We start from the raw sequence: 25,303 nt of genomic DNA, 5'->3' as shown, positions 1-25,303 counted from the left end.
ATGAATTCGATTTCATTAAAGGAGGCTCTTTTCTTTGATTAAAGATATTTCCGAACAAGTATTAAATGAGTGGCTTGAAAATGTCCGTCCCTACGCCTATGATGGCCAGGTGGCCGATTATATCCCTGCACTGGGAAGACAGAATCCTGAAGACCTGGCCGTTGCCATCCATTACCAGGACGGGGACACGGTAGAAGCGGGACAGACAGAAGTCCGGTTTACGCTTCAAAGCATATCAAAAGTCATCTCCCTGGCCCTGGCGCTAATGGACAATGGGGAGGAGTATGTGTTCGACAGAGTGGGAATGGAGCCGACTGGAGATCCGTTCCACTCCATTTACAGACTGGAGCAGATCCCCTCCAAGCCGTTGAATCCGATGATCAATGCCGGAGCGCTTGCTGTGACCAATATGATTCACGGGGTGACACCTGATGAAAAAGTAGGCCGTCTATTGAGCTTTGTTCATGATTTAACCGATGATCACAGCATCCGCTACAACGAAGAAGTGGCAAGTTCAGAATTCGAAACGGCCTTTTTGAACCGTTCTCTGTTGTTTTATATGAAACAGCACCAGATCGTGACCGGCAGTGTAGAGGAAACGCTCGATGCTTATACAAAACAATGTGCGATTGAAGTCAACGTCTGTCAGCTTGCACGGATCGGGGCTCTGCTTGCCAATGAAGGGCGGGACATTTCTTCGGGACGCCGGATCATTCCGAAACATCTTGCCCGTATCTGTAAAACTTTTATGGTCACATGCGGGATGTACGATGCTTCCGGGTCCTTTGCCATTAAAGTTGGAATTCCTGCCAAAAGCGGTGTCTCCGGATCGGTGCTGGCTTCTCTGAATAATTTCGGAGGAATAGCTGTCTATGGTCCAAGCCTGGATGAAAAAGGAAACAGCGTCATAGGTTTGAAGCTTCTGGAAACATTGTCCAATCGATATGACCTCTCCATCTTCTAGGCGGCGTCCATTCCAATGTTGCAATTTTCACGCCGAAACGATAATATAGTGAGAAGAAAGACTTGTGTAATGGAGGGGATTTCAATGTTGTCTGATGTGGCTGTGGATCATCGGGAAAAAGCCTATGCCCTTCTGAAAGCTGACGCTGATAAAATATTAAGACTGATTAAAGTCCAAATGGATAATCTCACAATGCCCCAGTGTCCACTATATGAAGAAGTTTTAGATACACAGATGTTTGGATTATCCCGTGAAATACATTTCGCAGTTCGCTTGAATTTAATCAGCGAAGTAGAAGGTAAAGATTTACTGGATAACTTGGAAAAGCAGCTGAACGTTCTGCACGAAGCTGCCCAGAAGTCATAACATAAAGCTCAAATTGCGACAGATCCTGTTGTAGTTTGGGCTTTTTTTATGTCTTCTCTTAAATGGAACGGAAGCTTCTAGTCAGGTTAAATGTAAAATTGTCAGATTTGAAGGAATTTTGCCACAGTATAGAGAATCTAGGTAAGCGGAGAAAAAGATTTTACGTACATAGAGGGAGTGGGAAAATGACAGAGACAAAGAAGATCAGTAAAGTACTTGTAGCGAACCGTGGAGAGATCGCCATCCGTGTATTCAGAGCGTGTACAGAGCTTAATATCCGTACAGTAGCGGTGTATTCCCAGGAAGACACCGGTTCCTATCACCGTTATAAAGCTGATGAGGCTTACCTTGTCGGGGCAGGAAAAAAGCCGATTGATGCATACCTTGATATTGAAGGCATGATCGATATTGCCAAAAGTGTAGGCGTGGATGCCATTCATCCGGGCTATGGTTTTCTATCTGAAAATATTCAGTTTGCCAGACGTTGTGAAGAAGAAGGGATCGTTTTCATCGGTCCGACCAGTACCCATTTAAATATGTTCGGGGATAAGGTGAAAGCAAGGGATCAGGCTGTTCAGGCAGGCATACCGGTGATCCCGGGCAGTGATGGACCAGTGACTGGATTGAAGGAAATTTACGATTTCGGAGCCAGGCATGGTTTCCCCCTTATGATTAAAGCGGCTATGGGCGGGGGCGGCCGGGGAATGAGGGTGGTCCGAAGTGCTGAAACACTGGACGAGTCGTATGACCGTGCCCGTTCGGAAGCGAGAGCAGCTTTTGGAAGTGATGAAGTCTACGTTGAAAAGCTGATTGAGGAACCCAAGCATATCGAGGTGCAGATCATCGGAGACCGCGAAGGAAATATCGTCCATTTATATGAACGGGACTGCTCCGTGCAGAGACGTCATCAGAAAGTCGTAGAAATTGCTCCGAGTGTGAACTTGAGTGACCAGCTCAGGGAAGAGATTTGTCAGGCAGCTGTCAAGTTAATGGAAAACGTTTCTTATATCAACGCCGGAACAGTTGAGTTTTTAGTGACAGATGAAGAGTTCTTCTTTATTGAAGTGAATCCGCGTGTCCAGGTTGAGCATACCATTACGGAGATGATCACAGGAGTGGATATCGTCCAGACTCAGATCATGGTGGCGGAAGGCCGCAGTCTGCACAGCAGCCCTATAGGAATTCCGAAGCAGGAAGAGATCCGCACCCATGGTTTTGCTATCCAATCAAGGGTTACAACAGAAGACCCGCTCAATAATTTCATGCCCGATACCGGAAAAATTATGGCTTACCGTTCAGGTGGAGGTTTCGGTGTGCGTCTTGATGCGGGCAATGGATTTCAGGGAGCGGTTATTTCCCCGTATTATGACTCCCTGCTCGTGAAGCTGTCTACGTGGGCGCTGAGCTTTGATCAGGCGGCCCATAAAATGCTGCGGAACCTGAAGGAATTCAGAATCCGCGGGATTAAAACGAACATCCCTTTTCTGGAAAATGTTGTGCAGCACAAGCAGTTTCTATCAGGAGAGTATAATACGACGTTCATCGACAGGTCTCCGGAACTTTTTGTATTTCCTAAGCGGAAAGACCGTGGGACGAAGATGCTCACGTATATCGCGGACAGGACAATTAATGGATTTGAAGGGTATGGAAACAGGAAGAAGCCGGTGTTCCCTAAGCCGCGCATCCCTGTGATCAATCATTCTGAACGGATGCCCGGCGGGACGAAACAGATTCTTGATGAGCAGGGACCAGAAGGCCTCGCCGCATGGTTGAAAAGTCAAAAGCAAGTACTTCTGACCGACACCACCTTCCGTGACGCGCATCAATCTCTGCTGGCTACTCGTGTCCGTACAAAAGATCTGGAAAATATTGCGGAACCGACGGCACGTCTGCTGCCGGATTTGTTTTCGCTTGAGATGTGGGGAGGCGCAACTTTTGATGTATCCTACCGATTTTTGAATGAAGACCCGTGGGAAAGACTGTTGAAGCTGAGAGCCAAAGCCCCGAACGTGCTGTTCCAAATGCTTCTCCGCTCATCCAATGCAGTAGGTTATAAAAATTATCCGGATAACCTGATCCGTGAGTTCGTGGATAAGAGTGCATCCGCGGGGATTGATGTCTTCCGGATTTTCGATTCCCTGAACTGGGTGGAAGGGATGAAGCTGACAATCAATGCGGTTCGGGAATCCGGTAAAGTGGCAGAAGCGGCCATGTGCTATACCGGTGACATCCTTGATACAGGAAGACAAAAATATGACCTGGCCTATTATAAAAAGCTGGCGGAGGAACTGGAAGAGGCTGGTGCCCACATCCTCGGAATTAAGGACATGGCGGGGCTGTTAAAACCGGAAGCCGCCTATCAGCTGATTTCCACACTGAAGGAAACCGTAGATATTCCGATTCATCTTCATACACATGACACCAGCGGCAATGGACTGCTCACCTACAGTAAAGCTGTTGATGCAGGCGTGGATGTCGTTGATGTTGCTGCAGGTTCAATGGCCGGCCTTACTTCACAGCCGAGTGCCAACAGCCTCTACTACGCACTGGAGGGGCATGAGCGTAAGCCTGAGCTGAATATCGAATCTTACGAGAAGCTTGGCCATTACTGGGAAGACACTAGAAAATATTATCAGGATTTTGAGAGTGGCATGAATGCTCCACATACTGAGGTGTATGAACACGAAATGCCGGGAGGGCAGTACAGCAACCTTCAACAGCAGGCAAAAGCTGTCGGTCTTGGTGAGCGCTGGGACGAAGTGAAGAGCATGTACCGCCGGGTGAATGATATGTTCGGCGACATTGTTAAAGTCACACCATCCTCCAAAATCGTAGGAGACATGGCTCTTTATATGGTACAGAATGAATTGAATGAAGATGACATTTATGAAAAAGGGGAGTCCTTTGATTTTCCGGACAGCGTCATTGAATTTTTCCAAGGATACCTCGGTCAGCCTTATGGAGGGTTTCCGGCTGAATTACAGCGGATCATTTTGAAAGGAAGAGAACCTATCCAAGTACGTCCGGGCGAACTACTGGAGCCGGTCGACTTCAATAATTTAAAGGAAACACTCTTCCACTCTCTGGACAGACAGGTGACAAGCTTTGATATGATCAGCTATGCGTTGTATCCGAAGGTATTTATGGATCATCAAAAATTCAGAGACCAGTATGGAGATATGTCTATGCTCGATACGCCGTCCTTCCTTTATGGAATGAGACTCGGGGAGGAGATCGAAGTCGAAATCGAGCAGGGGAAAACCTTGATCGTAAAACTTGTTTCGGTAGGTGAACCTCAGGTCGACGGAACGAGGACGGTATACTTTGAGCTCAATGGCCAGCCCCGGGAGGTCGTCATCAAAGACGAAAATGTAAAAGCGGCTGTCCAGGAGCGTCCAAAAGCAGATAAAACAAATCAGAAGCATATCGGTGCGACAATGCCCGGCACGGTGATTAAAGTTTTATCCAGTAAAGGGGAAAAGGTGAACAAAGGCGACCATTTGATGATCACGGAAGCTATGAAAATGGAAACCACCGTTCAGGCTCCTTTTGATGGAGTGATCAAAGACATCTTCGTCAATAATCATGCAGCCCTTCATGTAGGCGACCTTTTGATTGAGTTTGAATAAAAAGGATTCAACGGATAACCGGCGGCTGGATAAGCAATAAATCCCGGTACCCTGCCTGTGTGTTCTTAAAGAGCACACAGGCAGGTTTTTTTATAGTGCAGGAATTTCCCTTTATATTTGAGCGGAAGCATGTAGGAACATTCAGTTATCAGGGCAGACTGATAGAAAAGGACATTTTTGTCATAGAACGTTCACTCCTGATGGTCCATGTTCCCGATACGGTCATGTAAAATAGACGGAGCGGAATTTACAACCGTATGACAGATTGAATGCAACTTCATGTACAACAGGCTGGCAGGCAGACGAAATTTCAGCTGAACATTTCAATGAACGTCGTCAACACTCCGGAAAGGGAGTGGAAATAAGCGGGCGTGGTAGATACTAAGAGGGAGGAGGACAGGTTTCACAAATTTGTCACAAATTCATAAAATTATCCGGTTTAAATAGATAGAAAAAACATTACATGATACAATTATTTTGATGTTTCTTGTCACTGGGATACGTGCAAGGACGGAAACATCTCCTGTTTCGTCATGAACTTGTTACAATGATGAATCAGGGGAAGTAGAAGGAGGAAGATAAACGATGGACAATCCAAGAACAGTCGAATCTGCTTCTACAGAAATGATCCAAACAAAAACCCAGGAAACTACTTTGTTAGCTGATATAAAAAGTTTAATCAAAGTTGGTATTATTAACTCTAATTTGATTACCGCGTTTACAGGGTTCTGGCTGGCCTTATATTTTACAGGCACTCTATTCACAGACCAGTGGGTCACTTTCCTGTTAACGATGCTTGGTACCGCTCTGGTGATAGCGGGTGGCTGTGTTATTAACAACTGGTATGATCGGGACATCGATCCGATCATGTCGAGAACTCAAACGCGTCCCACCGTTACAGGCTCCATATCACTGCCTGTAATTAAAAATATGGGAATCGCTCTCTCCATACTGGGGTTTGTTGTTCTGCTTTTCACTACATGGCAGGCAGCATTATGGGGGGCATTCGGATGGTTTGTCTACGTCGTCCTTTATACGATGTGGTCAAAACGCCGATACACGATCAACACGGTGGTCGGAAGTTTTTCCGGCGCTGTCCCGCCGCTGATCGGCTGGGCTGCGGTGGATCCGGGCCTTCAGCTTGAAGCCCTGATTCTATTTCTGATTATGTTCATCTGGCAGACGCCTCACTTCCTGGCGCTTGCCATGAAGAAAAAAGATGAATATAAGGCTGCGGGTATTCCGATGCTGCCTGTTGTACACGGGTTTAAGATGACAAAGCGTCAGATCGTCGTCTACGTCGCATGTCTCCTGCCCCTGCCGGTATATCTGGCATCTCTGGGTCCTGTTTTTCTTGTCACAGCTTTCCTTTTATCCTTTGGCTGGCTGGCCCTGGGTATAGCTGGTTTCTTTATGAAGAATGATGATAAATGGGCCACATGGATGTTTGTTTATTCTTTGAATTATATGACCATCCTGTTTTTTATGATGGTAATCGTGACACTGCCTTTCCCATTTTAATGAACTGACCCCCGCTCCGGGGGTCGGTTATTAAATAAATCATGCATGACAAAAGAAAGAGAGGTATTTCAGATGAGAGGTTGGATGGGAAAATTCCGTTCGTTAATACTCTTTGGTGCACTGACACTGATTCTTACCGGTTGTGGTATTGAAAATGTTAGCGCTTTAAAACCAAAGGGATACGGATCGGAATTATTATTTGATCTAATGATGATCAGCATTGCAATCATGATTTTTGTCTTTGTTATCGTCATGGCAATCTATGCTTTCGTTCTATTCCGATTCCGGGAGAAAAAAGGACAGGAAGACAGGATTCCGAAGCAGACGGAAGGAAACAAGGCGTTGGAAGTGATCTGGACAGTCATTCCAATTATTCTCCTGCTTGTACTTGCAATCCCTACGGTTCAGGCAACGTTTGATCTTGCGGATCAATCTTCCCAGGATGATGAAGGGACACTGACGATCGATGTAACAGGGAATCAGTATTGGTGGCAGTTTACATACGCCGACCAGGAAATTTCAACGAGCCAGGAACTCTATATACCTACAAATGAAAGGGTATACTTAAACATGAAATCCAGCGATGTGATCCATTCATTCTGGGTTCCTGCTATTTCTGGTAAGATGGACACCAACCCTGGTGAAAACACGAACACGATGTACTTAGAAGCTTATGAAGAAGGGGTTTATGAAGGGTTCTGTGCAGAATTGTGCGGTCCTTCCCATTCATTGATGTACTTTAAAGTCGTAGCGGTCAGTCCTGACCAATATGACCAGTGGGTGGAGGATATGAAAAATGTGGATCCTGAAGCTGAACCTGAAACCGCTTCAGCTCAGGAAGGGCAGGAATTGTTCAACAACAACTGCATGAGCTGCCATGCCATTGGCGGAGGTTCTGCGGGGGTAGGCCCCAACCTGGCCAACTTTGGAAACCGTTCCAAAATCGCCGGTATTCTTGAGCCTACAAAAGAAAACCTGAAAGACTGGATCGTGCACCCTGATGAAATTAAGCCGGGCAACCAAATGCCTGCAGAGCTCGTGACAGAGGAAGAGGCTGATAAGATTGCTGACTATCTGCTGGAGCTGCAGCATTCGGATGTCGGTCAGGACGTTCCTGTCATTGAAGCAAGCGAATAAGTTTTGAGAAAGAGGTTGAAAAGGGAGGTTAAAGCGTGAGTACTGCAACAGCACAAAAGCGTGGGCTCGGCGCTGCGATTTGGGATTACTTAACTACGGTTGACCACAAAAAAATAGCCCACTTATATTTGGTAGCCGGCGGATTGTTTTTCTTAATCGGCGGACTTGAAGCCATGTTAATTCGTATTCAGCTGATGAAACCGGATAACAATTTCATCTCAGCTGGACTCTATAATGAAATGATTACGATGCATGGAACAACAATGATCTTTCTGGCAGCTATGCCGCTTATATTTGCTCTAATGAATGCGGTCGTCCCTCTGCAGATAGGGGCAAGGGACGTTGCCTTTCCATTCCTGAACTCACTCGGCTTCTGGCTGTTTTTGTTCGGGGGTCTTCTGTTGAATGTTTCCTGGTTTACAGGAGGGGCGCCGGATGCGGGATGGACCAACTATGCACCGCTCTCAACATCCTCCCCGGGACACGGCGTGGACTACTATGTCATGGGGCTGCAGATCTCAGGGGCAGGGACGTTAATCGGGGGGATTAACTTCCTTGTAACCATCGTCAATATGAGAGCGCCCGGGATGACTTATATGCGTATGCCGCTGTTTACATGGTCTACGTTCGTAACCAGCACATTGATTTTATTTGCTTTCCCGGCTTTGACGGTCGGTTTGTTCCTCATGATGTTTGACCGGATGTTCGGATCTGCATTCTTTGATGTCGGTCTCGGTGGTAACGTTATTATCTGGGAACACCTTTTCTGGATTTTCGGACACCCGGAAGTATACATTTTAATTCTTCCGTTATTCGGAGCATTCAGTGATATTTTCTCCAACTTTTCCAAGAAACGCCTGTTCGGTTATTCCGCTATGGTATTTGCGACAGTCCTGATCGGGTTCCTTGGATTCATGGTATGGGCTCACCATATGTTTACGGTCGGGATGGGACCGATTGCCAACTCCATCTTTGCTGTAGCAACGATGGCCATTGCCGTACCTACAGGAATTAAAATCTTTAACTGGCTGTTTACGATGTGGGGCGGTCAGATTAAAATGACCTCCGCCATGCTCTGGTCCATCGCTTTTATCCCGTCATTTACAATTGGAGGAATGACAGGGGTTATGCTTGCGGCCGCAGCAGCGGACTATCAGTATCACGATACGTATTTCGTTGTTGGACACTTCCACTACGTTATCGTCGGAGGGGTCGTCTTCGGTATATTTGCATCCCTTCACTACTGGTGGCCGAAAATGTTCGGTAAAGTTCTGAACGAGAAACTTGGAAAATTGGCATTCTGGCCGTTCTTCATCGGTTTCCATCTGACGTTCTTTATCCAGCACTTCCTTGGTCTTATGGGAATGCCGCGTCGTTACTGGGTCTTCCTGGAGGGACAGGGTCTCGATGCAGGAAACTTAATCAGTACGATTGGTGCATTCCTGATGGCTATTGGTACAGTCATCTTCCTGATTAACGTTGTGTACACGTCTGTAAAAGAGAAAAAGGTCAGCGGTGATCCTTGGAACGGCCGTACGCTCGAATGGTCCATTCCGTCACCACCGCCGCACTACAACTTCGTTCAAACACCACTTGTACGTGGTCTTGATCCGCTATGGGTGGAAAAAATGGATGGAAAAGAAGGCATGACACCGGCAGAACCGCTGGGGGATATTCATATGCCTAACGCTTCAATTCTTCCATTTACGATTTCTCTTGGGCTGTTCATCGCAGGATTTGGATTCATCTACCAGGTTGATGATCCAGCATGGCTTATCGCCGTCTTTGCAGGTATGGGAATCACGCTTGGTTCTATGCTGATCCGCTCACTGAAAGACGATCTCGGCCATCATATTCATAAAGAAGAACTGGAAGAAGATATTAAGAAAGGGGTGGGCAGATAATGAGTCATGAAGACGTTCTAAATCCGAAGCATATGCCCCATGATCCAGAAAAGGCCACCCTTGAAGGAAAAAATAAATTTCTGGGCTTTTGGTTCTTTCTTGGAGGAGAAACGGTGCTTTTCGCGAGTCTTTTCGGTACCTATCTCGCTCTGAATGGATCCACACAGGGGGAGAATACACCTGACCACCTGTTCGGCCTGGAACTTGTGTTCATCATGACGATGCTTCTCCTTACAAGCTCATTGACCAGCGTTTATGCGATGTACCATATGAAAAACCATAATTTCAGCAAGATGCAGACGTGGCTTGCCATTACGGTCTTTCTCGGTCTCGCGTTTCTTGGATGTGAGATTTATGAGTTCTACCATTACATCCATGAGTATGGATTCACGTTCCGTTCTTCAGCGTTTGGATCCGCATTCTATACGCTCGTTGGTTTCCACGGCGGACACGTATTGTTCGGACTCAGCTGGATTACGGCTCTTCTTCTCCGGAACCGGAAGAGAGGACTGAATCTGTACAACGCTCCGAAGTATTATATCGCCAGCCTATACTGGCACTTCATTGACGTCGTATGGGTGTTCATCTTCACCGTTGTATACCTTATGGGAAAGGTGGGTTAACGGATGGCTGATCAAACACAATCCAAACCGATGCACAAAGTGGAATATGAGAAGCAGCAGCATAAAGAGGAAATGAAGCACCAGGTCCTGACCTTTGCTTTAATGATCCTGTTTACGCTGATTGCCTTTGGTATGGTCGTCATGGAAGTGAATTCCTATTTCATTATTCCTACGCTGATCATCCTTGCTATCGTGCAGGTCGCTTTCCAGCTTTACTATTTCATGCATATGAAAAACAAGGGGCATGATATGGTTGCATTAATGATGTACGGGGGAGCAGCTGTCGCTCTTCTGACGATTATCACCTTTACTTCGATCATCTGGTGGTAATCACTAAAAATCAGATAGGTGAAAAGCAAAAAGACCGGATATCCGGTCTTTTTGCGTCTATCAACAGTTATGGCTAAATTATGAACAATCGTAAAATTCTGCCTGGAAGGCTCGTTTTTTATAGTTAAATTAGGTAAAATGAAAACGTATAAGTCTACAATCTGAGGTGAGACACCAATGTGGTTGGAACTACAAATATTCGGGTTTCGGGCGTTATGGAGTCCTTTTTACTTTCTGTTTGTCCTCGGACTGGCTCTGGTCTATTTCTACATCACAGGCCCCGGCAGGAAAAAGGGGGAGGAGAGGCCCAATCCAGCCCGGCAGTTTATGTTTTATACAGGCCTTGTGCTCTTGTATATCGTAAAAGGATCTCCTGTTGATTTACTGGGGCACATCATGTTTACGGCCCATATGACGCAGATGGCTTTGTATTACCTTTTGTTTCCGATCCTTATCATCCGTGGGATTCCCGCATGGATATGGGAATGGCTGTTCAAACAGAACGTTGTACGTCCAGTGATGAAGCTGTTAACGAAGCCGCTCCTATCTTTGATTTTGTTTAATGGGTTGTTTTCGCTTTACCATATGCCGGTTATTTTTGACTACGCTAAATCCAGTGAAACCGCCCATGCGGTGATTACTACCGTCATTTTGATTACCGCCTTTTGTATGTGGATTTCCATATTTCCACCTCTCGAAAGTATGGATGCTCTCAGTCCCATTATGAAAATCGGGTTCATATTTGCGAATGGGGTACTGATTACACCTGCGTGTGGATTGATTATTTTTGCAGGGTCCCCGCTGTATGCGACCTATTCAGAAGCAGGCGCCTGGCTGCAGGCCATGAGTCTGTGCGTACCCGTTAACGTGCTGTCGGACTTATCTGCAAGCTTAAGCGGTCCGGCTTATTTCACTCCGATGCCGCTTATTGAAGATCAGCAGCTGGGTGGCATCATTATGAAGGTGACACAGGAAATCATATTTGGTTCCGTCATCGCCTATATTTTCTTCAGCTGGTTCAACCGTGAGCGTGATACCATTGATCCGCTTCCTGGTGAGCTGTCGTCGGAAACATAGAGAGATTTGATTGAGGAGAGGTGAAGGTATGCCTTTGCTGCCGACGTTGAGTACATTTTTCATCGTTTTGAGCGCTGTTTTAGTTGCAGTCGGCTGGGTGTTGATCGTAAAGGAAAGAAGGGAGCCGCACAGGAAAGTGATGATAGCGGCCGCTGTCAGTGCCCTGACATTTTTCATTATTTACGTAAGCCGGACCATTGTTGTAGGAAACACAAGCTTTGGCGGTCCGGACGACATTAAAATTTTTTATACTATCTTTTTAATTTTCCACATCTTCCTGGCAACAGTGGGGGCGGTCTTTGGAATTGTTACACTCGTCCTTGCTTTTAAACGGAAGATCAGCAGGCACCGGCGTGTGGGGCCCGTGACAAGCGTGATCTGGTTCTGTACAGCGGTTACCGGAGTAGCCGTCTACCTGCTCTTATATATCATCTATGATGGTGGAACGACCACAAGTATGATCAAGGCTATACTTGGAGGGTGAGGAAACAACGGACCGTACGAACGGTCCGTTGTTTTTATTTTGAAAGAAGTGTTTTTATTGTTTAAACCACGGGGATAAAAGGAATAGGAGAACCGATGGACATAATCTGCCTACATAATGAAAGGGATGGATAAAAGTGGAAATTAATACAGGAAGGCTGCGGATTTTTCCGATCACCCTTGATCTGGCTCAAACCTTAATGAAGAATTCATTGGCTTTTTATTATCAATACCAGCTCCCCTGGAACAAAAACTGGCCTCATGACGGCTTGAAAGCTATGCTGCCTATTTATACGGAACGATTGGAGGAGCGTGCAGAAGAAATGGGGTTTGGTCCCTGGGTGATGATGGACGCCGCAGGGGAACATGTCGTTGGAGATATCGGCTTTAAAGGGAGCCCTGATGAGGATGGGAACATCGAAATCGGCTATCATGTCGTTGCCTCGGAGAGGAATGCAGGCTATGCTTCCGAAGCCGTCGGCGAGTTGTGCCGTTGGGCATTCACCCAGCCGGGGGTGGAAGGCATTGAGGCTCAGTGTGATAAAGGAAATATTCCGTCACAAAAAGTTTTGATCAATAATGGTTTTTCTCATACAGGAAGAAGCCAGGACATTCTGGTCTTCAAGAAGGAAAAAGCAAGAAATGACCATAAACAGAATTCATATAAGGCTAAATAAAGCAGCAAAAAACCTGAAGCACCGCTTCAGGTTTTTTGTTTGTATAAAAAGTACCCCCGTAAGGAAGTGTTCTGTTTGGTTTCTCCCGGCTGCCTTTGGAGAGGGTGTGATCTACATACAGATGTCATTGATGTTAAAGTTTATAGTTCCATTTGATAATGCCGGCTTCTTTGGCTGAGTTAAAGGCAATAACCACGAGCGGTCCAAGGATGAATCCAAGCAGACCGATCAGCTGCAGACCAAGATACATAGCAATCAATGTAGCCAGCGGAGATAACCCGATGTGTCGTCCCATCACCTTTGGCTCTACAGTTCTTCGTATGGCAAGCAGGATTACAGCCAGGACACCCAGCTGTGTTCCCATGGCAATATCCCCGACAATGAACATGTACACGGACCATGGACCGAGAATAACTATGGAACCAATTATCGGGACAAAATCAATCGCCCATATAATCAGCGACATGATGACGGCCACCTCCGGCGTAATCCAGAGCAGTCCAATAAGGGAGACGACAAAAATAATGATACTTACAAGAAACTGTGCCTTTAAAAAGCCAAAAACGACATACCCGAGACGGGCGTTCATGAACTTCACTTTTTCAGATGTGGCTTCAGTAAAAGAGTCATGCATCTTTTCACGCAGACGCGGAAGTTCAAGCATGAACAGAAACAACGCAATCAAGTAAACGAGGAAGCTGACAAGCAGTTCCGGGATTTTTGCTGCTGCAGCTGCAATGTTGCCCAGCTGCAGCCTTTCTGAAATGGCCGTAGTGGTCCGGTCGACGGTGTTGTATATTTCATTGGTCACTTTATCGACGAATTCCTTCGGCATATTTTGAGTGAAGCTGGCCATGTGTTTTTCCCAGTCTAACAGCACATTGTTTATTTGATTAATGTATAACGGTGCGTTATCTGCCAGCTGGACCACCTGCGTGACAGCTCTTGTGACAGCAAAAGCTCCAAGCAGTCCGAGTAGAATGAGAAACAGCAGAAAGACAATCGTCACCGACATTTTTCTGTTGATCCGGAACCGGAACTGCATCAGACGTACGGCTGGGTTTAAAAACAGGGCCGTCACAAACGCAAGGATCAAGGGAATGGACACAGGCAGGATGAAGTAACCTGCCACGATGAGCAGGATGGAAAGTATAAGTAGAATCCATTGTTTTTTTGAAAGATAGCGTAACAATTTATGTAATTTTCTCCTTTCCCCATTAAAATCAAGTGATTTTCTTATCCGGGGGATTCCGGTTTTAAAAAAAGCCGCTCACCATACAATGATGTGCGACTAAAGAAATCACTTATTGGGTGAACCTCAGCGGCGGTCCGGGTCGTTTGAAAGCTCTTCCACTTTTTGCAGGACTTCGTCGTTTTCGTTTTCCTGTGCCCATTTTTTCAGCTTGTCCAGGACAACGTGCTCCGGTACCTGGCTGTGGTATTTTTTCGCAGGTTCAGCTACTTTGGCAATCAGTGCTTTGGCTTTTTGGATCATGTCATCTGAGAAACCTTCCTGATGCCCGTATTCTACACCGTGAGGGTAGTAATGACGGCCGAGCAGCGGCTTCATCAGACGGATCACCGCATCTCCTTTATCAACGTCTCCTTCAAGGGCAAACCCTTGAATCCGGACGTAGTGGGTAATGTTTTTCTCAGGAGCCATTAGTTTGTAATCATATGTAACACGTTCATAATCCCAGGAACCGCCCAGGATAAATCCGTTTTTCTCCATGATTTCAGTCAATGGTTTGTAATCGACCACAAGACCTTCAAGACCAGTGCCTTCTAATTTCATTACTTTCCACCTCACCTATTTGGTATGTATCTTCCTTCATTTTAGTATGAAATGACCCAGGTTGCAATTCCTGGCAGAAACACCAGGGCGTGTCAGCAGTTTCCTCATCATTATACTATAAATAGACAGAGGCTGCATGTAATAAATTCGGTCGATCGGGGACACTAAACAGTGATCATGATCAATGAGGAGGATCTTTGTATGAAAACTGTAAAAGATATCATGACGAAGGATGTTTCCGTTTGTCAGACGAGTGACCAACTAAGTGATGCAGCCAAGCTGATGAAAGACAAAAACGTCGGGGCTGTTCCTGTCTGCGACGATCAAGGCAATGTGATGGGTATGGTCACAGACCGTGACTTGGTTATCCGCGGCTATGCGGATAAAAAACCGGATTCAACACCAATTCAGCAGGTGATGAGTGACCGGATGTACAACTGCGCACCGGATTGTTCCCTGGAAGAAGCGAGCCGTATCATGGCTCAACACCAGGTCCGCCGCCTGCCTGTTGTTGAAAACGGACGTCTGGCCGGAATCATCTCCCTTGGTGACCTGTCCACAGATGAGATGTCTGATCATGCAGCAGGTGTGGCGCTGCAGGATATTTCAGAACGGCCTGAACTTCATTAATAATGGAAAGCCTGCCTGCCGCAGGCTTTTTTTATTTCATCCATGAAGGGGATTTTCCGTTTAGATGAACGCCTGCCTCCATGATGCATAGGCTATACTGTTAGTTTTTAAGTGTGAGGTGGGATGAGGATGAGTACAGGGGAACTGCATCCATCTGTCCAGCAGTTCAAAGCATTTGTCGATCAACACCCCGGCGTCAAAAATCAATTGAGAAAAGATCATAAGCTTATTCAAAGCTATTATGAAAAGTTTATGATCCTCGGTGAGGATGACCCTTTTTGGGAAAGTCTGCCTGAGGCGGAGAAGAAAATTGATACGACAAAGAAGATGGATTGGCTGAAACAACTGGGTGTCCTTATGGAAGATTTGAACTGGGAAGAGGTCTCGAAGCAGATAGAGGAATTGAATGGAGCGATCGGGCAGTTTCAGCAGTTTATGACGGATGTAAGAAAAACACGCCAAAAAGATGAGCAGGAATTTGAATATCCGTATTATTAATTTCTTGCAGGTGGAAAGTTTCTCTCATTTCCATCTGCTTTTCTATTTGATAAGATAGAGAGGGAGGTGGACATACAGTATGTTAGCAACAATGGAAATTGTCGATCTTTTGGACCGTTCAGAAACGATTGGCCAGATGGTTCTACATTCTGAAACGATGCAGCAATATCAGGAGGCAAAATTTGCTCTTGAACAAGATAAAGAGGCGCAGAGACTCATTAAAAGCTTTGCAGATATGAAAGATCATTATGAGGATGTGCAGCGATTTGGACGCTACCACCCTGATTATAACTCCATCATGAAGCAGGTCCGCACCGTAAAACGCGAGATGGACATGCATGAAACGGTGGCCCGGTTCAAGCGGGCAGAACGGAATATCCAAAAACTACTGGATGAAATCAGTGAGAGTGTTGCCTTCAGTGTGAGTCAGCAGATCAAAGTGCCTAAGAACGGCATGGCCCTGACAGACACAGGCTGCAGCGGCGGCTGTGGCAGTGGGGGAAGCTGCGGGTGTGCTTCCTGATTACGGGTTCGTAAAACGGATGCAGTCGTCACAGAAATTGCCGCAGCAGAACATTTTTCTCTGCGGGACGAGAAACCGCACACGGTAAACATAAAACGTCTGAGTCCTGCGTACATAATTCATCGCAAGGCTCAGGCGTTTTCCTTTCATCGCTTTCGCCGCACACCATTTTAATTGTTCTTCCATCTCCTTTTGTGAGGTGTTCTCTTTTGGATACACATAGACAAAAGGAAGACCTGTAAACGATTTGAACTCTGCTTTTAATAGGAGATCGGATTCATTCAGCAGCTTTTCAAACAGCTGCACGGCTCTTTCGTGGTCAGTCCACATCCAGGACACTCCTTTCTGAAATTGTCTGATTTCATTGCCCCCGTCCTGAGGATTTGGTACACTTACGTTAGAAATCAACGTTCCACAGGGAGTCGAGGGATGGTATGAACAAAACAAACCGGCAAGGTCTTATCGTATATTTTCAGCATATGAAAAATATTAGACAGATAAAAAAACACGGTCACTTGATCTACGCCTCCAAAAAGATGAAGTATGCGTTACTTTATGTGAATCAAGAGGATGTTGAATTCAAGATGGAAAAACTGGAGCGGTTACCTTTCGTTTCCCGTGTTGTCCCTTCGCATAAACCGGAAGTGCGCACGGATTATGAAAATTCCAAGCCTGATAAAGCGAAGCAGTATGATTATAAAATGGGAATATGATTCCACAAAAAAAGCGCCCTCCGGGGCGCTTTTTTCAGCTTAATGGAGCAATGTACCGGTTCATCCGTAAAATCCCGATCAAATGCTGATAATATAATTCCGTTTCCGGAAACAGGGAGGAAGGTTTGATGGTAAACTCATGAACTTCTTTATCCGCCTGCTTCACCATCTTTTGAAAAAGCTCAAACCGCTGATTCGGAATCTCATGCGGATTAGGGATTCCTTCACGACATATGTAAATCGGCTGGAATTTCCCGTTTGCCGTCGGGTTCATGACCAACGCGAGGGAAGCGGAAGGTCTTCCTTCTTTCTCGCAGTAAAAGGCGATGGCATGCTGAATGCGATCAGGCATCCGCTCCCCCATTTCAATCAGTTCATAAATATCGGCGTAGCCTTCGCCGAGTTCAATAAATTTTTGTATCATGAGCATGTACGTCCTTTCTCGTATCCATTAAACTAAACGTAGCATGTTTTTTTCTAAATGTGAACGATAAATATACTAGAAGCAGCAGGTGGGTTGCCCTATGAAGTTCTTTGTTAGGATGGCCTCCATCATTTTGATCGGCGGCATGTTGGTCTTATTATACCCATGGAGCGGGTTAGAGAAGAAGGGGGAAGAGCCAGAGGAGTCAGGAGAGGTGGGCGTCCATGTAAAAAGGAGCATGCTCCACATTTCTTATACGTTTCACAACCTGGCGCCGGGCATTTACAAAGTTGAATTACCGGTGAAGGCCGGGGAGCTGTCCTGTTCTTATGAAAACGGCCGTTCCTGCTGGATGGACCATCAGCAGTTGAACTACGAGGGCGGGGACCCTGTGACTGTTCACTATCAACAGCCTTTTGAAGAGGGTTTTGTCGATCAGTCATGGCTTTTGAAACTTCACAAGGATGGTGAATACCAGGATATCCCTTTCACCTTGACTGTAAAGGACTTCTCAAAGGAAGCTTTGATATGGACGGCTCCTGTGAAGCTGGAGAGCAGCATCGCTATGGAACATGTCCATTATTACCGCTTCCAGGTGGCGGAAGAGCCCTTTCCTTTATTCGCTGCTGATCAAACACAGCAGGATGTATGGGACGTTGAACATAATACGGTCATCTATGAAAAGGATGAGCCCCTTACCTATGAACAAAAAGCAGACCTCCGTCGGGCGCTGGAAGGGCAGATCGGGAGGATTGTTGAGCTGGACCGCAGCCATTCAAGAATTGCGGAATCTCTTGTGACACGGAAAGACAGGGAGGTGGAGAAGCTTGAAGGAGAAATTCTCACTGCCCACCTTCAATCATTCGCTGACGGATTATCTGATTTTCACAAACAGGTTATCCAGGACGTGTATCGTTCTGACCCTCCATTGACAGAAGCTGGAGAACAGATAAAGTCAGGCTTGTCGACGCAGGAGCTCCAGTCCTGGAAAGAAGTGCTCCTATCTGAAGATCAGGTGGAGAATGTTCCGGTTTTCCTTGACGACACGCTTTCGGAAATAACACAAGGGACGACTCATTACTTCCAAAGGGCAGGAGTCAATAAGGATGTTCCCTTCTTTTTCACCGTAGATCAGGCTCTCCAATTCCAACGAGCCCGTCTGGAGGGAAGGGCGGTCCGGTACAAGCAGGCCTGGTACTACCCACTGGCTTCCATTTTAAAAGCGTCCGGTTTTTCATGGAGCACCCTTGAAAACGGAAAGGGGTATCGAATACAGACAGATGATAACCATTTTCGTTTTTTCGTGGATCAGGATTCCTTTATCGTGAATGAAGAGGGCTTCGGCACGGGAGAGGAAGTAGTTAAGTCCCTGGGAGGGGTTGTGTACATGAAAGAGGAAGAGCTGGAGAACCTCCTCGATATCCAGGTGGTAAAGGATGAAGGCATGATTACTTTCCAAAAAAAATAGGGCTGTCCATAAAGGACAGCCCCGCTTTTTTGTATCATGCGAAATGAAACAAAAAAGTAAAGGGAGAGGAGAAACCGGAGGAAGAGCTTATGGGGATGTAAGCCTTCTCCGTTTTCAGAAGCAGTATCATCCGCTTCAAAAACTAGTATGGACGGAGGTCTTTTCTTTTATTCACGATGGGTGAAATTTTTTCTTGCTCCGTCATCACAGGGTTGGACTTCCCTGGTTGTTCGGATTTGTGGTAGGATTATGGGGAATGCTGACAAGTGAGGTGTACTGGATGCGAGTGATTGCAGGCGATTTTAAGGGAAGACCGTTGAAGTCTGTCCCTACACATAAAACACGTCCAACGACAGATAAAGTGAAAGAAGCTGTGTTCCACGGGATCGGCCCTTTTTTTGATGGAGGCAGGGCTCTCGATCTTTTTGCTGGAAGCGGAGGTCTCGGAATCGAAGCACTCAGCCGGGGTGTAGGTTCCTGTGTATTTGTTGACCAGCAGCATCAGGCGGTCAAAACCGTATATGAAAACATTGAACTGCTGAAGCTGGAGGACCGCACCGAGGTTTTCCGTACGGATGCGTACCGGGCCATGAAAGCAGCGGGGAAACGCGGGCTTCAGTTTGACTACATCTTCCTGGATCCTCCTTATAAGAAGTTTTCCTATGAGGAGCTGATGGAAGCGCTTTTAGAACATGATCTTGCTGCTGAAGGAGCGAGAATTATCTGCGAGCATGATGCTTCGGAAAAAATCCCCGAGCAGGTAGGTCCGTTTAAACGGGTGAAAACCGATCATTATGGCAGTAATATCGGTGTATCTATTTTTGAATGAGGAGTGAAACGTATGACACGGCTGGCAATCTGCCCGGGAAGTTTTGATCCCGTTACATATGGACATCTGGATATCATCCGCAGGGGAGCGAAAGTATTTGACCACGTCATTGTGGCGGTGTTTAATAACCAGAGTAAATCCCCGCTGTTTGATGTGCATGAAAGAACAGCCCTTTTAAAAGAAGTGACTAAAGATCTTGATAACGTTTCTGTGGATGCATGCAATGGTCTTTTAATGGATTACGCAGAAGAAAAGGGCGCCCAGGCTATTATCCGTGGATTAAGAGCGGTTAGTGACTTTGAATATGAAATGCAGATTACGTCCATGAACAGAAAACTGAACGATGATATTGAGACGTTTTTTGTTATGACGAATAATCAGTATTCTTTCCTGAGTTCAAGCATTGTGAAGGAAGTAGCGAAATACCGGGCCAACATCGGTGATCTTGTGCCACCACCCGTGGAAAAAGCACTTTCTGAAAAATTTTAATCAAAAGGTATAATAAATATACGGATAAAGGCTGTCGAGCTGATGCTCGGCAGCCTTTCTATTTAATGATTTTTTACTGCCTGGGTCCGCCAGCGGATGATAATCATCAGCAAGATGGCACTCAATGTCAGCGGTGGTCCGTACTGTTGGAAAAATGCAAGGATGGAAAACGGATCAGAACGGGCAGGGTTCCAGCTTGGAATGGTCGATGTCTGAAAAGGCTGATACAAAACGTACATCAGGTACGTCAGACAGGCAGCAATGACGGCGTGCGCGCACCTGGCGAGAGCGTAGGGAAGGAAACGTATATCCGTCTCTGCCAGGATGCTTGCAATCTGGGCTTGTATAGAAAAGCCGTGAAATCCGAGGATGAAACTGACAGCCGCCAGCTGAGCCGGGAGTGATTCATGGGACTGAGTGACAGCACCGATCCCTGTCGTCAGTTCAAGCATCCCTGCAGTTAAAGGGACATGAAACCCTTCCGGGAGTGCGGTGAGGGCCAGGAAATGGGTGAACAGGTGGATGAGCCCCGTCTGCTTCAATAATTCGGTCAGTACGGAAAACAGCATGATGAAGCCGCCCACCATCAGCAGGGTATCCACAGATTTGGTCACTGCATCCCCCAGCAGTTTTCCGAGCGTCCGGCCGTCCCTTAATCTGGAGTGGTGCATCGTCCAGAAGGCCTCTTTGAGAGAAGAGGAGGTGTGATCCCTCCTTTGTGTCCGGTCCTTTCTTTTATAAAACCTCATCAGGATACCAATGATAAAGTTGCCGCCGTAATGGGCTGCAGCAATTAAAATTCCGAGTTCTGCATCGTGGAAAAAGCCGACCGCTACGGCCCCGAAAATAAATAGAGGGCTGGAGGCGTTCGTGAAAGCTACGAGCCTTTCCGCCTCGGTTCTTGTGACCTGTCCGTTTTTGTAGAGGTCAGTTGTCCACCTGGCTCCTGCTGGATATCCGCTGGCCATTCCCATGACCCACACAAACCCTCCGCAGCCGGGGACATTGAACAGCGGACGCATGATCCGCTCACTGACAGCACCGAGGCCGTGGACGACACCGAACCCGATCAAAAGCTCAGCGGTGATGAAAAAAGGAAGAAGGGATGGGAAAACGACTTCCCACCAAAGATCAAGGCCTCTCAAGCTCGCGGTTAAAACGGGAGTAGGGAATAAGATTAAAGATGCAGCCAGTCCGACTGCAAATACAGCGAAAGTGATGGTTTTTATCACAGGTAAGGCCCCCTCCTTTCCGCCCGCAGTTTCCTGTACTTATGATTGTGGAAATAGTAAAATGGTGATAGATTTCGACAAAGTTACCACTTGTCCCTATATCATTTGTACGCTCATAAGGGAATGGTTTATTCCATAAAATAAACCACATGATGAAGGGGGAGTATCCGTGAATAGACCTGTTATCGGCCTTGCGCTTGGTTCAGGGGGAGCGCGTGGGTTCGCTCACCTGGGTGTTATTAAAGTCCTTCATGATCATGATATTCCTGTGGATATGGTGGCAGGCAGCAGTATGGGAGCTCTCGTCGGCTCTTTTTTTGCTGCCGGACAGAGCATTGATGATATGTATAAACTGGCCTTAACCTTTAAACGTAAATATTACCTTGATTTTACTGTGCCTAAGATGGGCTTTGTACAGGGGCGCAGGATTAAAGAATATATCCGGCTGTTTACGTTTGGTAACAATATCGAGGATTTTAAAATCCCTCTTTCGATTGTAGCTACAGATCTGTATGCCGGAGAAAAAAAGATATTCACGACAGGACCTGCTTGTGATGCTGTCCGGGCAAGTATCGCTATACCGGGAATCTTTGTGCCTGAGAAAATCAATAACCGACTGTATGTAGACGGTGGTGTGATTGACCGTGTTCCTGTTTCTGTTGCCAAACAGATGGGTGCTGATTTCATTATTGCCGTGGATTGTGCCCATTTTGATTCCGACCCCAACATTCATTCTATTTATGATGTGATCACCCAAAGTATCGATATTATGCAGGATGAACTCGTCAACGCCATCGGGGTGTCCTCTGATGCAGATGTGATGATCAAGCCTGATGTAGCGGCCTACAGTTCACGAGCGTTTACGAACCTTGAGGAAATCGTGAAGGCAGGTGAAAAGGCGGCGGAGGATCGGATAGAGGAAATCAAGAGAAAGCTTGCGGCGTGGAAGGAGTTAAATGATTATGAGAGCGAATAGAAAACTGGTTATTACAGGGATTATCGTTATTTTAGTGACGGTCCTGTTAACCTCATGGCGTCTGCCTTATTACATATACAAACCAGGGACTGCGGATGCACTGGACGACATTGTAGAAGTGGCGGGAGGCTACCCGAGTGAAGGGGACATGCACCTCGTAACGGTCCGGGGTGGACAAGCGACGCCGGTTCTCTGGCTGCTTGCCCAGTTTCAGCCATTTCATCAAATTTACCCGATCGAAGACATCCGTCCGGAAGGGGTAAGTGAAGAAGAGTATTACCATGCACAGCTGCAGATGATGGAATCCTCTCAAGAGGCATCTAAAGTGGTCTCTTACCAGGCGGCAGACAGGGATATTGAAATCAATTACGAAGGTGTTTTCGTGATGAGTGTAATTGAAGGGATGCCGGCGGAGGAAGTACTGGAGACCGGAGATCAAATTACAAAAGTGGATGGCAATGACATTCAGGAGACGAGTGACCTGATTGACTATGTGAATGGTAAAGAAGCTGGATCAAAGGTTACCTTGACGCTCATCCGTGAAGAAAAAACCTTGGAGCGTGACATCGAACTGGCTCCTTTTCCTGATACGCCGGAAAAAGTAGGAGTAGGGATTTCGCTTGTAACCGACAGGACGGTCAAAGTAGATCCTGAAGTAAATGTGAAAAGCGGGGAAATCGGCGGGCCGAGCGCTGGATTGATGTTCTCGCTTGAAATCTATGATCAATTGACAGAACAGGATATTACTCAAGGACTTGAGATCGCTGGAACAGGGGAAATCAATTACGAAGGAATCGTCGGACGCATCGGAGGCATTGATAAGAAAGTCGTGGCAGCCTCAGAACATGGAGCCGATGTTTTCTTTGCCCCTAATGAAGAAGGAAGAGAAGGATCGAACTATGAAACCGCCAAAGCGGCAGCAGAAGAAATCGATACAGAAATGGAAATCGTCCCTGTCGACACTTTCCAGGATGCTCTGGAATATTTAGAAAAACGGAATGCTGATCAAAGCTGACTGTCATAAAAAGCCGTGCCCTGGAAGGGGCACGGCTTTTTTTAAGGGTGGGATGGCAGAATGACAGGCGCCTCAAATTCTCTATTCAGCCGGTTTACCCGCACAGCGGCTGGGAAGAGGCTGTAATAGGCAGCGGCCGCACGTGCTTCAAGGTCAAGAAGCGGATGCTGCATCGCCTGTGGCTGGGTGATGAACGGAATGCGTGTTTCTTTTTTCGCCCATTTCAAATATTTTCTTCCGGACTCGTTCATACCAAGGATGCGGGCATAGGGAGGGGGCGTCTCTCTTAAGCCCCTTCGTGCGTCCTCTTTGTCTGTCCCGACGAGCACATGGGTCATTGTCCGCTGAAGTCTCGTCCACGTATAGCGTTTCGTTTTGACACGGTTCATGAAGTCCTCGAAGGTGACTGCTTTTTTCATCGCTCGTTTTAAGCGGTATTCAAGCCCCTCATCTACGCCGTGGAAACAGCGGAGTGTGTCTTCATCCATCGTCAGGATCTTATATTGGAGCAGGTGGAAATAAGCTTCCCACTCATGCCAGCAGCCGTACATCTGTTTATAATCATCCAGAAGGGACGGGACGGACGACGGCAGGGTCTCTTCCGTTTCCTTGGTCAAAGTTCCGGCCTTAAGCATCTGCCTCCGGATGCTTGTAGCGCTTGCAATCGGACCGGTGATGTTTTCATCATGATAATGGCTGTTCTTCCTGTGAATGGTTAAAGGAGTGACAGAAGGAGCGTGGGACAGGATCTGTTTGACATAGCTGTAGCCCAGGATGTTATTGGGCTGGGAAAGATCGACCGCTCCTGAAGGGAACTGGATGGACTCATAGGCCAGGCGGGAGGATTCAGGGAAAGAATGTCCTTCGTTCAGGTGACTTTTCAAGGATGCGTTAAATTCATCCTGGTGGTCATTCATATGGCTGTATGCGTCCATGAAGGCACCGATATCCCCGCTTTCACTTCCGAAACATATCGCGTCGACCCCGGCTTCTGCGAGTGTCTGAACAGCTCCCTGGCTGAAATAGTCGCTGTGCTGGACGGCATAAAGGAACGGCAGTTCAAGAACAAGATCCGCCCCGTTTTTCAAGGCTGTTTCCGCCCGGTGCCATTTATCCATTATGGCTGGTTCTCCGCGCTGCAGAAAATGACCGCTCATAATGGCGATCATCACATCCGCCCCGGAGTGCTCCCTGGATTGCTCCAAATGATAGTAATGCCCGTTATGAAACGGGTTGTACTCGACAACAACCCCGCATGATCTCATAAAAAGCCTCCTTTAGCTGATTTCCGCTGTTGAACATGTGTTTGGTTTATTTTATCATGGAATAGGGGAAAATTCGCTTGTTTCCCTGTAAATATGTTATCTTTATTAAACAACACAGCTGAAAGGAAATGCTGTAAAGAAAAAATATTGACAAATCAGCGAAATCCTTTTACAATAACTCTTGTTGCCATGAGGTGATAACTATGAAATTTCCTCTACAAAAACTCAAACAGACGGGTGATGATCCGTTTTACTTTGAGGAACATGTAGATATTCGCGAATTAGAGCAGATGAACAATGACATTCGCAGGATTTCCCCTGTTCATGTCAAAGGTCAAGCAATCACACGAGGAAATGATATAACGGTAACTTTTTCGATTGATGGAGAAATGGTGTTGCCTTGTGCCCGGACGTTAGTAGATGTGACTTACCCATTTCACATTGATGCTCTGGAGGCATTCAATCTGTCACCTTACCATACAGAAGAAGATGACTCTGAAGTTCATCCCGTGAATGGAGAAGTGCTTGACTTAACGCCTTATATCAAGGAAAATGTACAACTGGAGATTCCGACACGCGTATTTTCCGAAGATGATGAGGCTCATGAAGCAGCCCCTGATGAAGGGAAAGGCTGGCAGGTGGTTACAGAGGAACCAGAGGAAAAGAAAGTGGATCCTCGAATGGCTAAACTGCAATCATTATTGAATGACAAAGAGAACGAATAAGACTATCTTC

The 25,303-nt window shown here is 46.5% G+C and carries 27 protein-coding genes; 21 read left to right on the top strand and 6 right to left on the bottom strand.

Going from position 1 to position 25,303, the window contains the following annotated elements; genetic code table 11:
* Window positions 1-34: 34 nt before the first annotated feature.
* The 11 genes from glsA to ACXADP_RS11945 all read left to right on the top strand — a co-directional run bounded on the left by glsA (window position 35) and on the right by ACXADP_RS11945 (window position 12,711).
* Window positions 35-964, top strand: a complete 930-nt coding sequence (glsA, locus tag ACXADP_RS11995) for a glutaminase A (protein ID WP_474971524.1) — start codon at window positions 35-37, stop codon at window positions 962-964.
* A gap of 84 nt (window positions 965-1,048) precedes the next feature.
* On the top strand, window positions 1,049-1,330 hold the full coding sequence (locus ACXADP_RS11990; protein ID WP_027954072.1) for an Fpa/YlaN family protein: 282 nt from the start codon (window positions 1,049-1,051) through the stop codon (window positions 1,328-1,330).
* 185 nt (window positions 1,331-1,515) lie between these two features.
* The gene (gene pyc / locus ACXADP_RS11985; RefSeq protein WP_474971523.1) at window positions 1,516-4,959 is read left to right on the top strand and encodes a pyruvate carboxylase; all 3,444 of its coding nucleotides are present in this window, start codon (window positions 1,516-1,518) and stop codon (window positions 4,957-4,959) included.
* Between the two features lie 585 nt (window positions 4,960-5,544).
* Window positions 5,545-6,480 carry a heme o synthase gene (gene cyoE, locus ACXADP_RS11980; protein ID WP_474971522.1) on the top strand — a complete coding sequence of 312 codons (936 nt, stop codon included), beginning with the start codon at window positions 5,545-5,547 and terminating at the stop codon, window positions 6,478-6,480.
* Between the two features lie 72 nt (window positions 6,481-6,552).
* Window positions 6,553-7,617 carry a cytochrome c oxidase subunit II gene (coxB, locus tag ACXADP_RS11975; RefSeq protein WP_474971521.1) on the top strand — a complete coding sequence of 355 codons (1,065 nt, stop codon included), beginning with the start codon at window positions 6,553-6,555 and terminating at the stop codon, window positions 7,615-7,617.
* A 35-nt stretch (window positions 7,618-7,652) separates the two neighbouring features.
* Window positions 7,653-9,521: a cytochrome c oxidase subunit I gene (ctaD, locus tag ACXADP_RS11970; protein WP_474968397.1), complete on the top strand. Its 1,869-nt coding sequence runs from the start codon at window positions 7,653-7,655 to the stop codon at window positions 9,519-9,521.
* A complete protein-coding gene (locus ACXADP_RS11965; RefSeq protein ID WP_474968398.1) occupies window positions 9,521-10,144 on the top strand; it encodes a cytochrome (ubi)quinol oxidase subunit III in 624 nt (207 codons plus the stop codon). Before ctaD ends, ACXADP_RS11965 begins: the two co-directional genes overlap by 1 nt.
* A gap of 3 nt (window positions 10,145-10,147) precedes the next feature.
* Window positions 10,148-10,474, top strand: coding sequence for a cytochrome c oxidase subunit IVB (ctaF, locus tag ACXADP_RS11960; RefSeq protein WP_027954078.1), 327 nt, complete (start codon window positions 10,148-10,150; stop codon window positions 10,472-10,474).
* Window positions 10,475-10,651: 177 nt separating this feature from the next.
* Window positions 10,652-11,551 (top strand): cytochrome c oxidase assembly factor CtaG, encoded by a 900-nt coding sequence (ctaG, locus tag ACXADP_RS11955; protein ID WP_474968399.1) that lies wholly within the window; start codon window positions 10,652-10,654, stop codon window positions 11,549-11,551.
* A 28-nt stretch (window positions 11,552-11,579) separates the two neighbouring features.
* Window positions 11,580-12,035, top strand: a complete 456-nt coding sequence (locus tag ACXADP_RS11950; RefSeq protein WP_474968400.1) for a DUF420 domain-containing protein — start codon at window positions 11,580-11,582, stop codon at window positions 12,033-12,035.
* A 136-nt stretch (window positions 12,036-12,171) separates the two neighbouring features.
* On the top strand, window positions 12,172-12,711 hold the full coding sequence (locus ACXADP_RS11945) for a GNAT family N-acetyltransferase (RefSeq protein WP_474971520.1): 540 nt from the start codon (window positions 12,172-12,174) through the stop codon (window positions 12,709-12,711).
* Window positions 12,712-12,844: 133 nt separating this feature from the next.
* Here the strand turns inward: ACXADP_RS11945 and ytvI are convergent, their stop codons facing one another.
* The gene (gene ytvI, locus ACXADP_RS11940; protein WP_474968402.1) at window positions 12,845-13,903 is read right to left on the bottom strand and encodes a sporulation integral membrane protein YtvI; all 1,059 of its coding nucleotides are present in this window, start codon (window positions 13,901-13,903) and stop codon (window positions 12,845-12,847) included.
* Between the two features lie 126 nt (window positions 13,904-14,029).
* The gene (locus ACXADP_RS11935) at window positions 14,030-14,506 is read right to left on the bottom strand and encodes a YugN family protein (protein WP_474968403.1); all 477 of its coding nucleotides are present in this window, start codon (window positions 14,504-14,506) and stop codon (window positions 14,030-14,032) included.
* Window positions 14,507-14,707: 201 nt separating this feature from the next.
* Between ACXADP_RS11935 and ACXADP_RS11930 the strand changes: the two genes are divergently transcribed.
* From ACXADP_RS11930 to ACXADP_RS11920, 3 genes are all read left to right on the top strand, one after another.
* On the top strand, window positions 14,708-15,136 hold the full coding sequence (locus ACXADP_RS11930; RefSeq protein ID WP_027954084.1) for a CBS domain-containing protein: 429 nt from the start codon (window positions 14,708-14,710) through the stop codon (window positions 15,134-15,136).
* A 129-nt stretch (window positions 15,137-15,265) separates the two neighbouring features.
* Window positions 15,266-15,634: a spore coat protein YlbD gene (gene ylbD / locus ACXADP_RS11925; RefSeq protein ID WP_474968404.1), complete on the top strand. Its 369-nt coding sequence runs from the start codon at window positions 15,266-15,268 to the stop codon at window positions 15,632-15,634.
* A gap of 79 nt (window positions 15,635-15,713) precedes the next feature.
* Window positions 15,714-16,157, top strand: coding sequence for a YlbF/YmcA family competence regulator (locus tag ACXADP_RS11920; RefSeq protein ID WP_474971519.1), 444 nt, complete (start codon window positions 15,714-15,716; stop codon window positions 16,155-16,157).
* Here the strand turns inward: ACXADP_RS11920 and ACXADP_RS11915 are convergent, their stop codons facing one another.
* The gene (locus ACXADP_RS11915; protein WP_474968406.1) at window positions 16,158-16,487 is read right to left on the bottom strand and encodes a hypothetical protein; all 330 of its coding nucleotides are present in this window, start codon (window positions 16,485-16,487) and stop codon (window positions 16,158-16,160) included.
* A 104-nt stretch (window positions 16,488-16,591) separates the two neighbouring features.
* Here ACXADP_RS11915 and ACXADP_RS11910 point away from each other — a divergent pair, with 104 nt between their 5' ends.
* Window positions 16,592-16,870 (top strand): YlbG family protein, encoded by a 279-nt coding sequence (locus tag ACXADP_RS11910; protein ID WP_027954088.1) that lies wholly within the window; start codon window positions 16,592-16,594, stop codon window positions 16,868-16,870.
* Between the two features lie 34 nt (window positions 16,871-16,904).
* Here ACXADP_RS11910 and ACXADP_RS11905 read toward each other — a convergent pair whose 3' ends face one another.
* On the bottom strand, window positions 16,905-17,294 hold the full coding sequence (locus ACXADP_RS11905; protein WP_474968407.1) for a DUF7147 family protein: 390 nt from the start codon (window positions 17,292-17,294) through the stop codon (window positions 16,905-16,907).
* 100 nt (window positions 17,295-17,394) lie between these two features.
* On the opposite strand from ACXADP_RS11905, the gene ACXADP_RS11900 reads away from it, so the two are divergent.
* The 3 genes from ACXADP_RS11900 to coaD all read left to right on the top strand — a co-directional run bounded on the left by ACXADP_RS11900 (window position 17,395) and on the right by coaD (window position 20,080).
* The gene (locus ACXADP_RS11900; protein WP_474971518.1) at window positions 17,395-18,762 is read left to right on the top strand and encodes a hypothetical protein; all 1,368 of its coding nucleotides are present in this window, start codon (window positions 17,395-17,397) and stop codon (window positions 18,760-18,762) included.
* 256 nt (window positions 18,763-19,018) lie between these two features.
* A complete protein-coding gene (gene rsmD / locus ACXADP_RS11895; protein ID WP_474968409.1) occupies window positions 19,019-19,591 on the top strand; it encodes a 16S rRNA (guanine(966)-N(2))-methyltransferase RsmD in 573 nt (190 codons plus the stop codon).
* A 12-nt stretch (window positions 19,592-19,603) separates the two neighbouring features.
* Window positions 19,604-20,080: a pantetheine-phosphate adenylyltransferase gene (gene coaD / locus ACXADP_RS11890; RefSeq protein ID WP_474968410.1), complete on the top strand. Its 477-nt coding sequence runs from the start codon at window positions 19,604-19,606 to the stop codon at window positions 20,078-20,080.
* Between the two features lie 62 nt (window positions 20,081-20,142).
* On the opposite strand, the gene ylbJ is transcribed toward coaD, so the two are convergent.
* Window positions 20,143-21,312: a sporulation integral membrane protein YlbJ gene (ylbJ, locus tag ACXADP_RS11885; protein WP_474971517.1), complete on the bottom strand. Its 1,170-nt coding sequence runs from the start codon at window positions 21,310-21,312 to the stop codon at window positions 20,143-20,145.
* A 169-nt stretch (window positions 21,313-21,481) separates the two neighbouring features.
* Between ylbJ and ACXADP_RS11880 the strand changes: the two genes are divergently transcribed.
* Together ACXADP_RS11880 and ACXADP_RS11875 are read left to right on the top strand one after the other, a co-directional pair.
* A complete protein-coding gene (locus tag ACXADP_RS11880; protein WP_474968412.1) occupies window positions 21,482-22,288 on the top strand; it encodes a patatin-like phospholipase family protein in 807 nt (268 codons plus the stop codon).
* Window positions 22,275-23,303: a SepM family pheromone-processing serine protease gene (locus ACXADP_RS11875; RefSeq protein ID WP_474971516.1), complete on the top strand. Its 1,029-nt coding sequence runs from the start codon at window positions 22,275-22,277 to the stop codon at window positions 23,301-23,303. The genes ACXADP_RS11880 and ACXADP_RS11875 overlap by 14 nt, the downstream gene beginning before the upstream one ends.
* A gap of 41 nt (window positions 23,304-23,344) precedes the next feature.
* On the opposite strand, the gene ACXADP_RS11870 is transcribed toward ACXADP_RS11875, so the two are convergent.
* Entirely contained in the window at window positions 23,345-24,568 is a 1,224-nt protein-coding gene (locus tag ACXADP_RS11870; protein WP_474971515.1) for a nucleotidyltransferase, read from the bottom strand.
* Window positions 24,569-24,771: 203 nt separating this feature from the next.
* On the opposite strand from ACXADP_RS11870, the gene ACXADP_RS11865 reads away from it, so the two are divergent.
* A complete protein-coding gene (locus ACXADP_RS11865; protein ID WP_027954098.1) occupies window positions 24,772-25,293 on the top strand; it encodes a YceD family protein in 522 nt (173 codons plus the stop codon).
* The last annotated feature ends 10 nt before the right edge of the window (window positions 25,294-25,303 follow it).

This window comes from Halobacillus sp. AWH4_228, assembly GCF_056158365.1.
The sequence above is the reverse complement of the archived record's forward strand: the minus strand, read 5'-3'. Positions and strand labels throughout refer to the sequence as shown.

Excerpts from the sequence above, each read along its gene's own strand:
- ACXADP_RS11990 (WP_027954072.1), top strand. The coding sequence starts at position 1,049 with ATGTTGTCTGATGTGGCTGTGGATCATCGGGAAAAAGCCTATGCCCTT.
- pyc (WP_474971523.1), top strand. The coding sequence starts at position 1,516 with ATGACAGAGACAAAGAAGATCAGTAAAGTACTTGTAGCGAACCGTGGA.
- cyoE (WP_474971522.1), top strand. The coding sequence starts at position 5,545 with ATGGACAATCCAAGAACAGTCGAATCTGCTTCTACAGAAATGATCCAA.
- coxB (WP_474971521.1), top strand. The coding sequence starts at position 6,553 with ATGAGAGGTTGGATGGGAAAATTCCGTTCGTTAATACTCTTTGGTGCA.
- ACXADP_RS11965 (WP_474968398.1), top strand. The coding sequence starts at position 9,521 with ATGAGTCATGAAGACGTTCTAAATCCGAAGCATATGCCCCATGATCCA.
- ctaF (WP_027954078.1), top strand. The coding sequence starts at position 10,148 with ATGGCTGATCAAACACAATCCAAACCGATGCACAAAGTGGAATATGAG.
- ctaG (WP_474968399.1), top strand. The coding sequence starts at position 10,652 with ATGTGGTTGGAACTACAAATATTCGGGTTTCGGGCGTTATGGAGTCCT.
- ACXADP_RS11950 (WP_474968400.1), top strand. The coding sequence starts at position 11,580 with ATGCCTTTGCTGCCGACGTTGAGTACATTTTTCATCGTTTTGAGCGCT.
- ACXADP_RS11935 (WP_474968403.1), bottom strand. The coding sequence starts at position 14,506 with ATGAAATTAGAAGGCACTGGTCTTGAAGGTCTTGTGGTCGATTACAAA.
- ACXADP_RS11930 (WP_027954084.1), top strand. The coding sequence starts at position 14,708 with ATGAAAACTGTAAAAGATATCATGACGAAGGATGTTTCCGTTTGTCAG.
- ylbD (WP_474968404.1), top strand. The coding sequence starts at position 15,266 with ATGAGTACAGGGGAACTGCATCCATCTGTCCAGCAGTTCAAAGCATTT.
- ACXADP_RS11920 (WP_474971519.1), top strand. The coding sequence starts at position 15,714 with ATGTTAGCAACAATGGAAATTGTCGATCTTTTGGACCGTTCAGAAACG.
- ACXADP_RS11915 (WP_474968406.1), bottom strand. The coding sequence starts at position 16,487 with ATGTGGACTGACCACGAAAGAGCCGTGCAGCTGTTTGAAAAGCTGCTG.
- ACXADP_RS11910 (WP_027954088.1), top strand. The coding sequence starts at position 16,592 with ATGAACAAAACAAACCGGCAAGGTCTTATCGTATATTTTCAGCATATG.
- ACXADP_RS11905 (WP_474968407.1), bottom strand. The coding sequence starts at position 17,294 with ATGATACAAAAATTTATTGAACTCGGCGAAGGCTACGCCGATATTTAT.
- ACXADP_RS11900 (WP_474971518.1), top strand. The coding sequence starts at position 17,395 with ATGAAGTTCTTTGTTAGGATGGCCTCCATCATTTTGATCGGCGGCATG.
- rsmD (WP_474968409.1), top strand. The coding sequence starts at position 19,019 with ATGCTGACAAGTGAGGTGTACTGGATGCGAGTGATTGCAGGCGATTTT.
- coaD (WP_474968410.1), top strand. The coding sequence starts at position 19,604 with ATGACACGGCTGGCAATCTGCCCGGGAAGTTTTGATCCCGTTACATAT.
- ACXADP_RS11875 (WP_474971516.1), top strand. The coding sequence starts at position 22,275 with ATGAGAGCGAATAGAAAACTGGTTATTACAGGGATTATCGTTATTTTA.
- ACXADP_RS11870 (WP_474971515.1), bottom strand. The coding sequence starts at position 24,568 with ATGAGATCATGCGGGGTTGTTGTCGAGTACAACCCGTTTCATAACGGG.
- ACXADP_RS11865 (WP_027954098.1), top strand. The coding sequence starts at position 24,772 with ATGAAATTTCCTCTACAAAAACTCAAACAGACGGGTGATGATCCGTTT.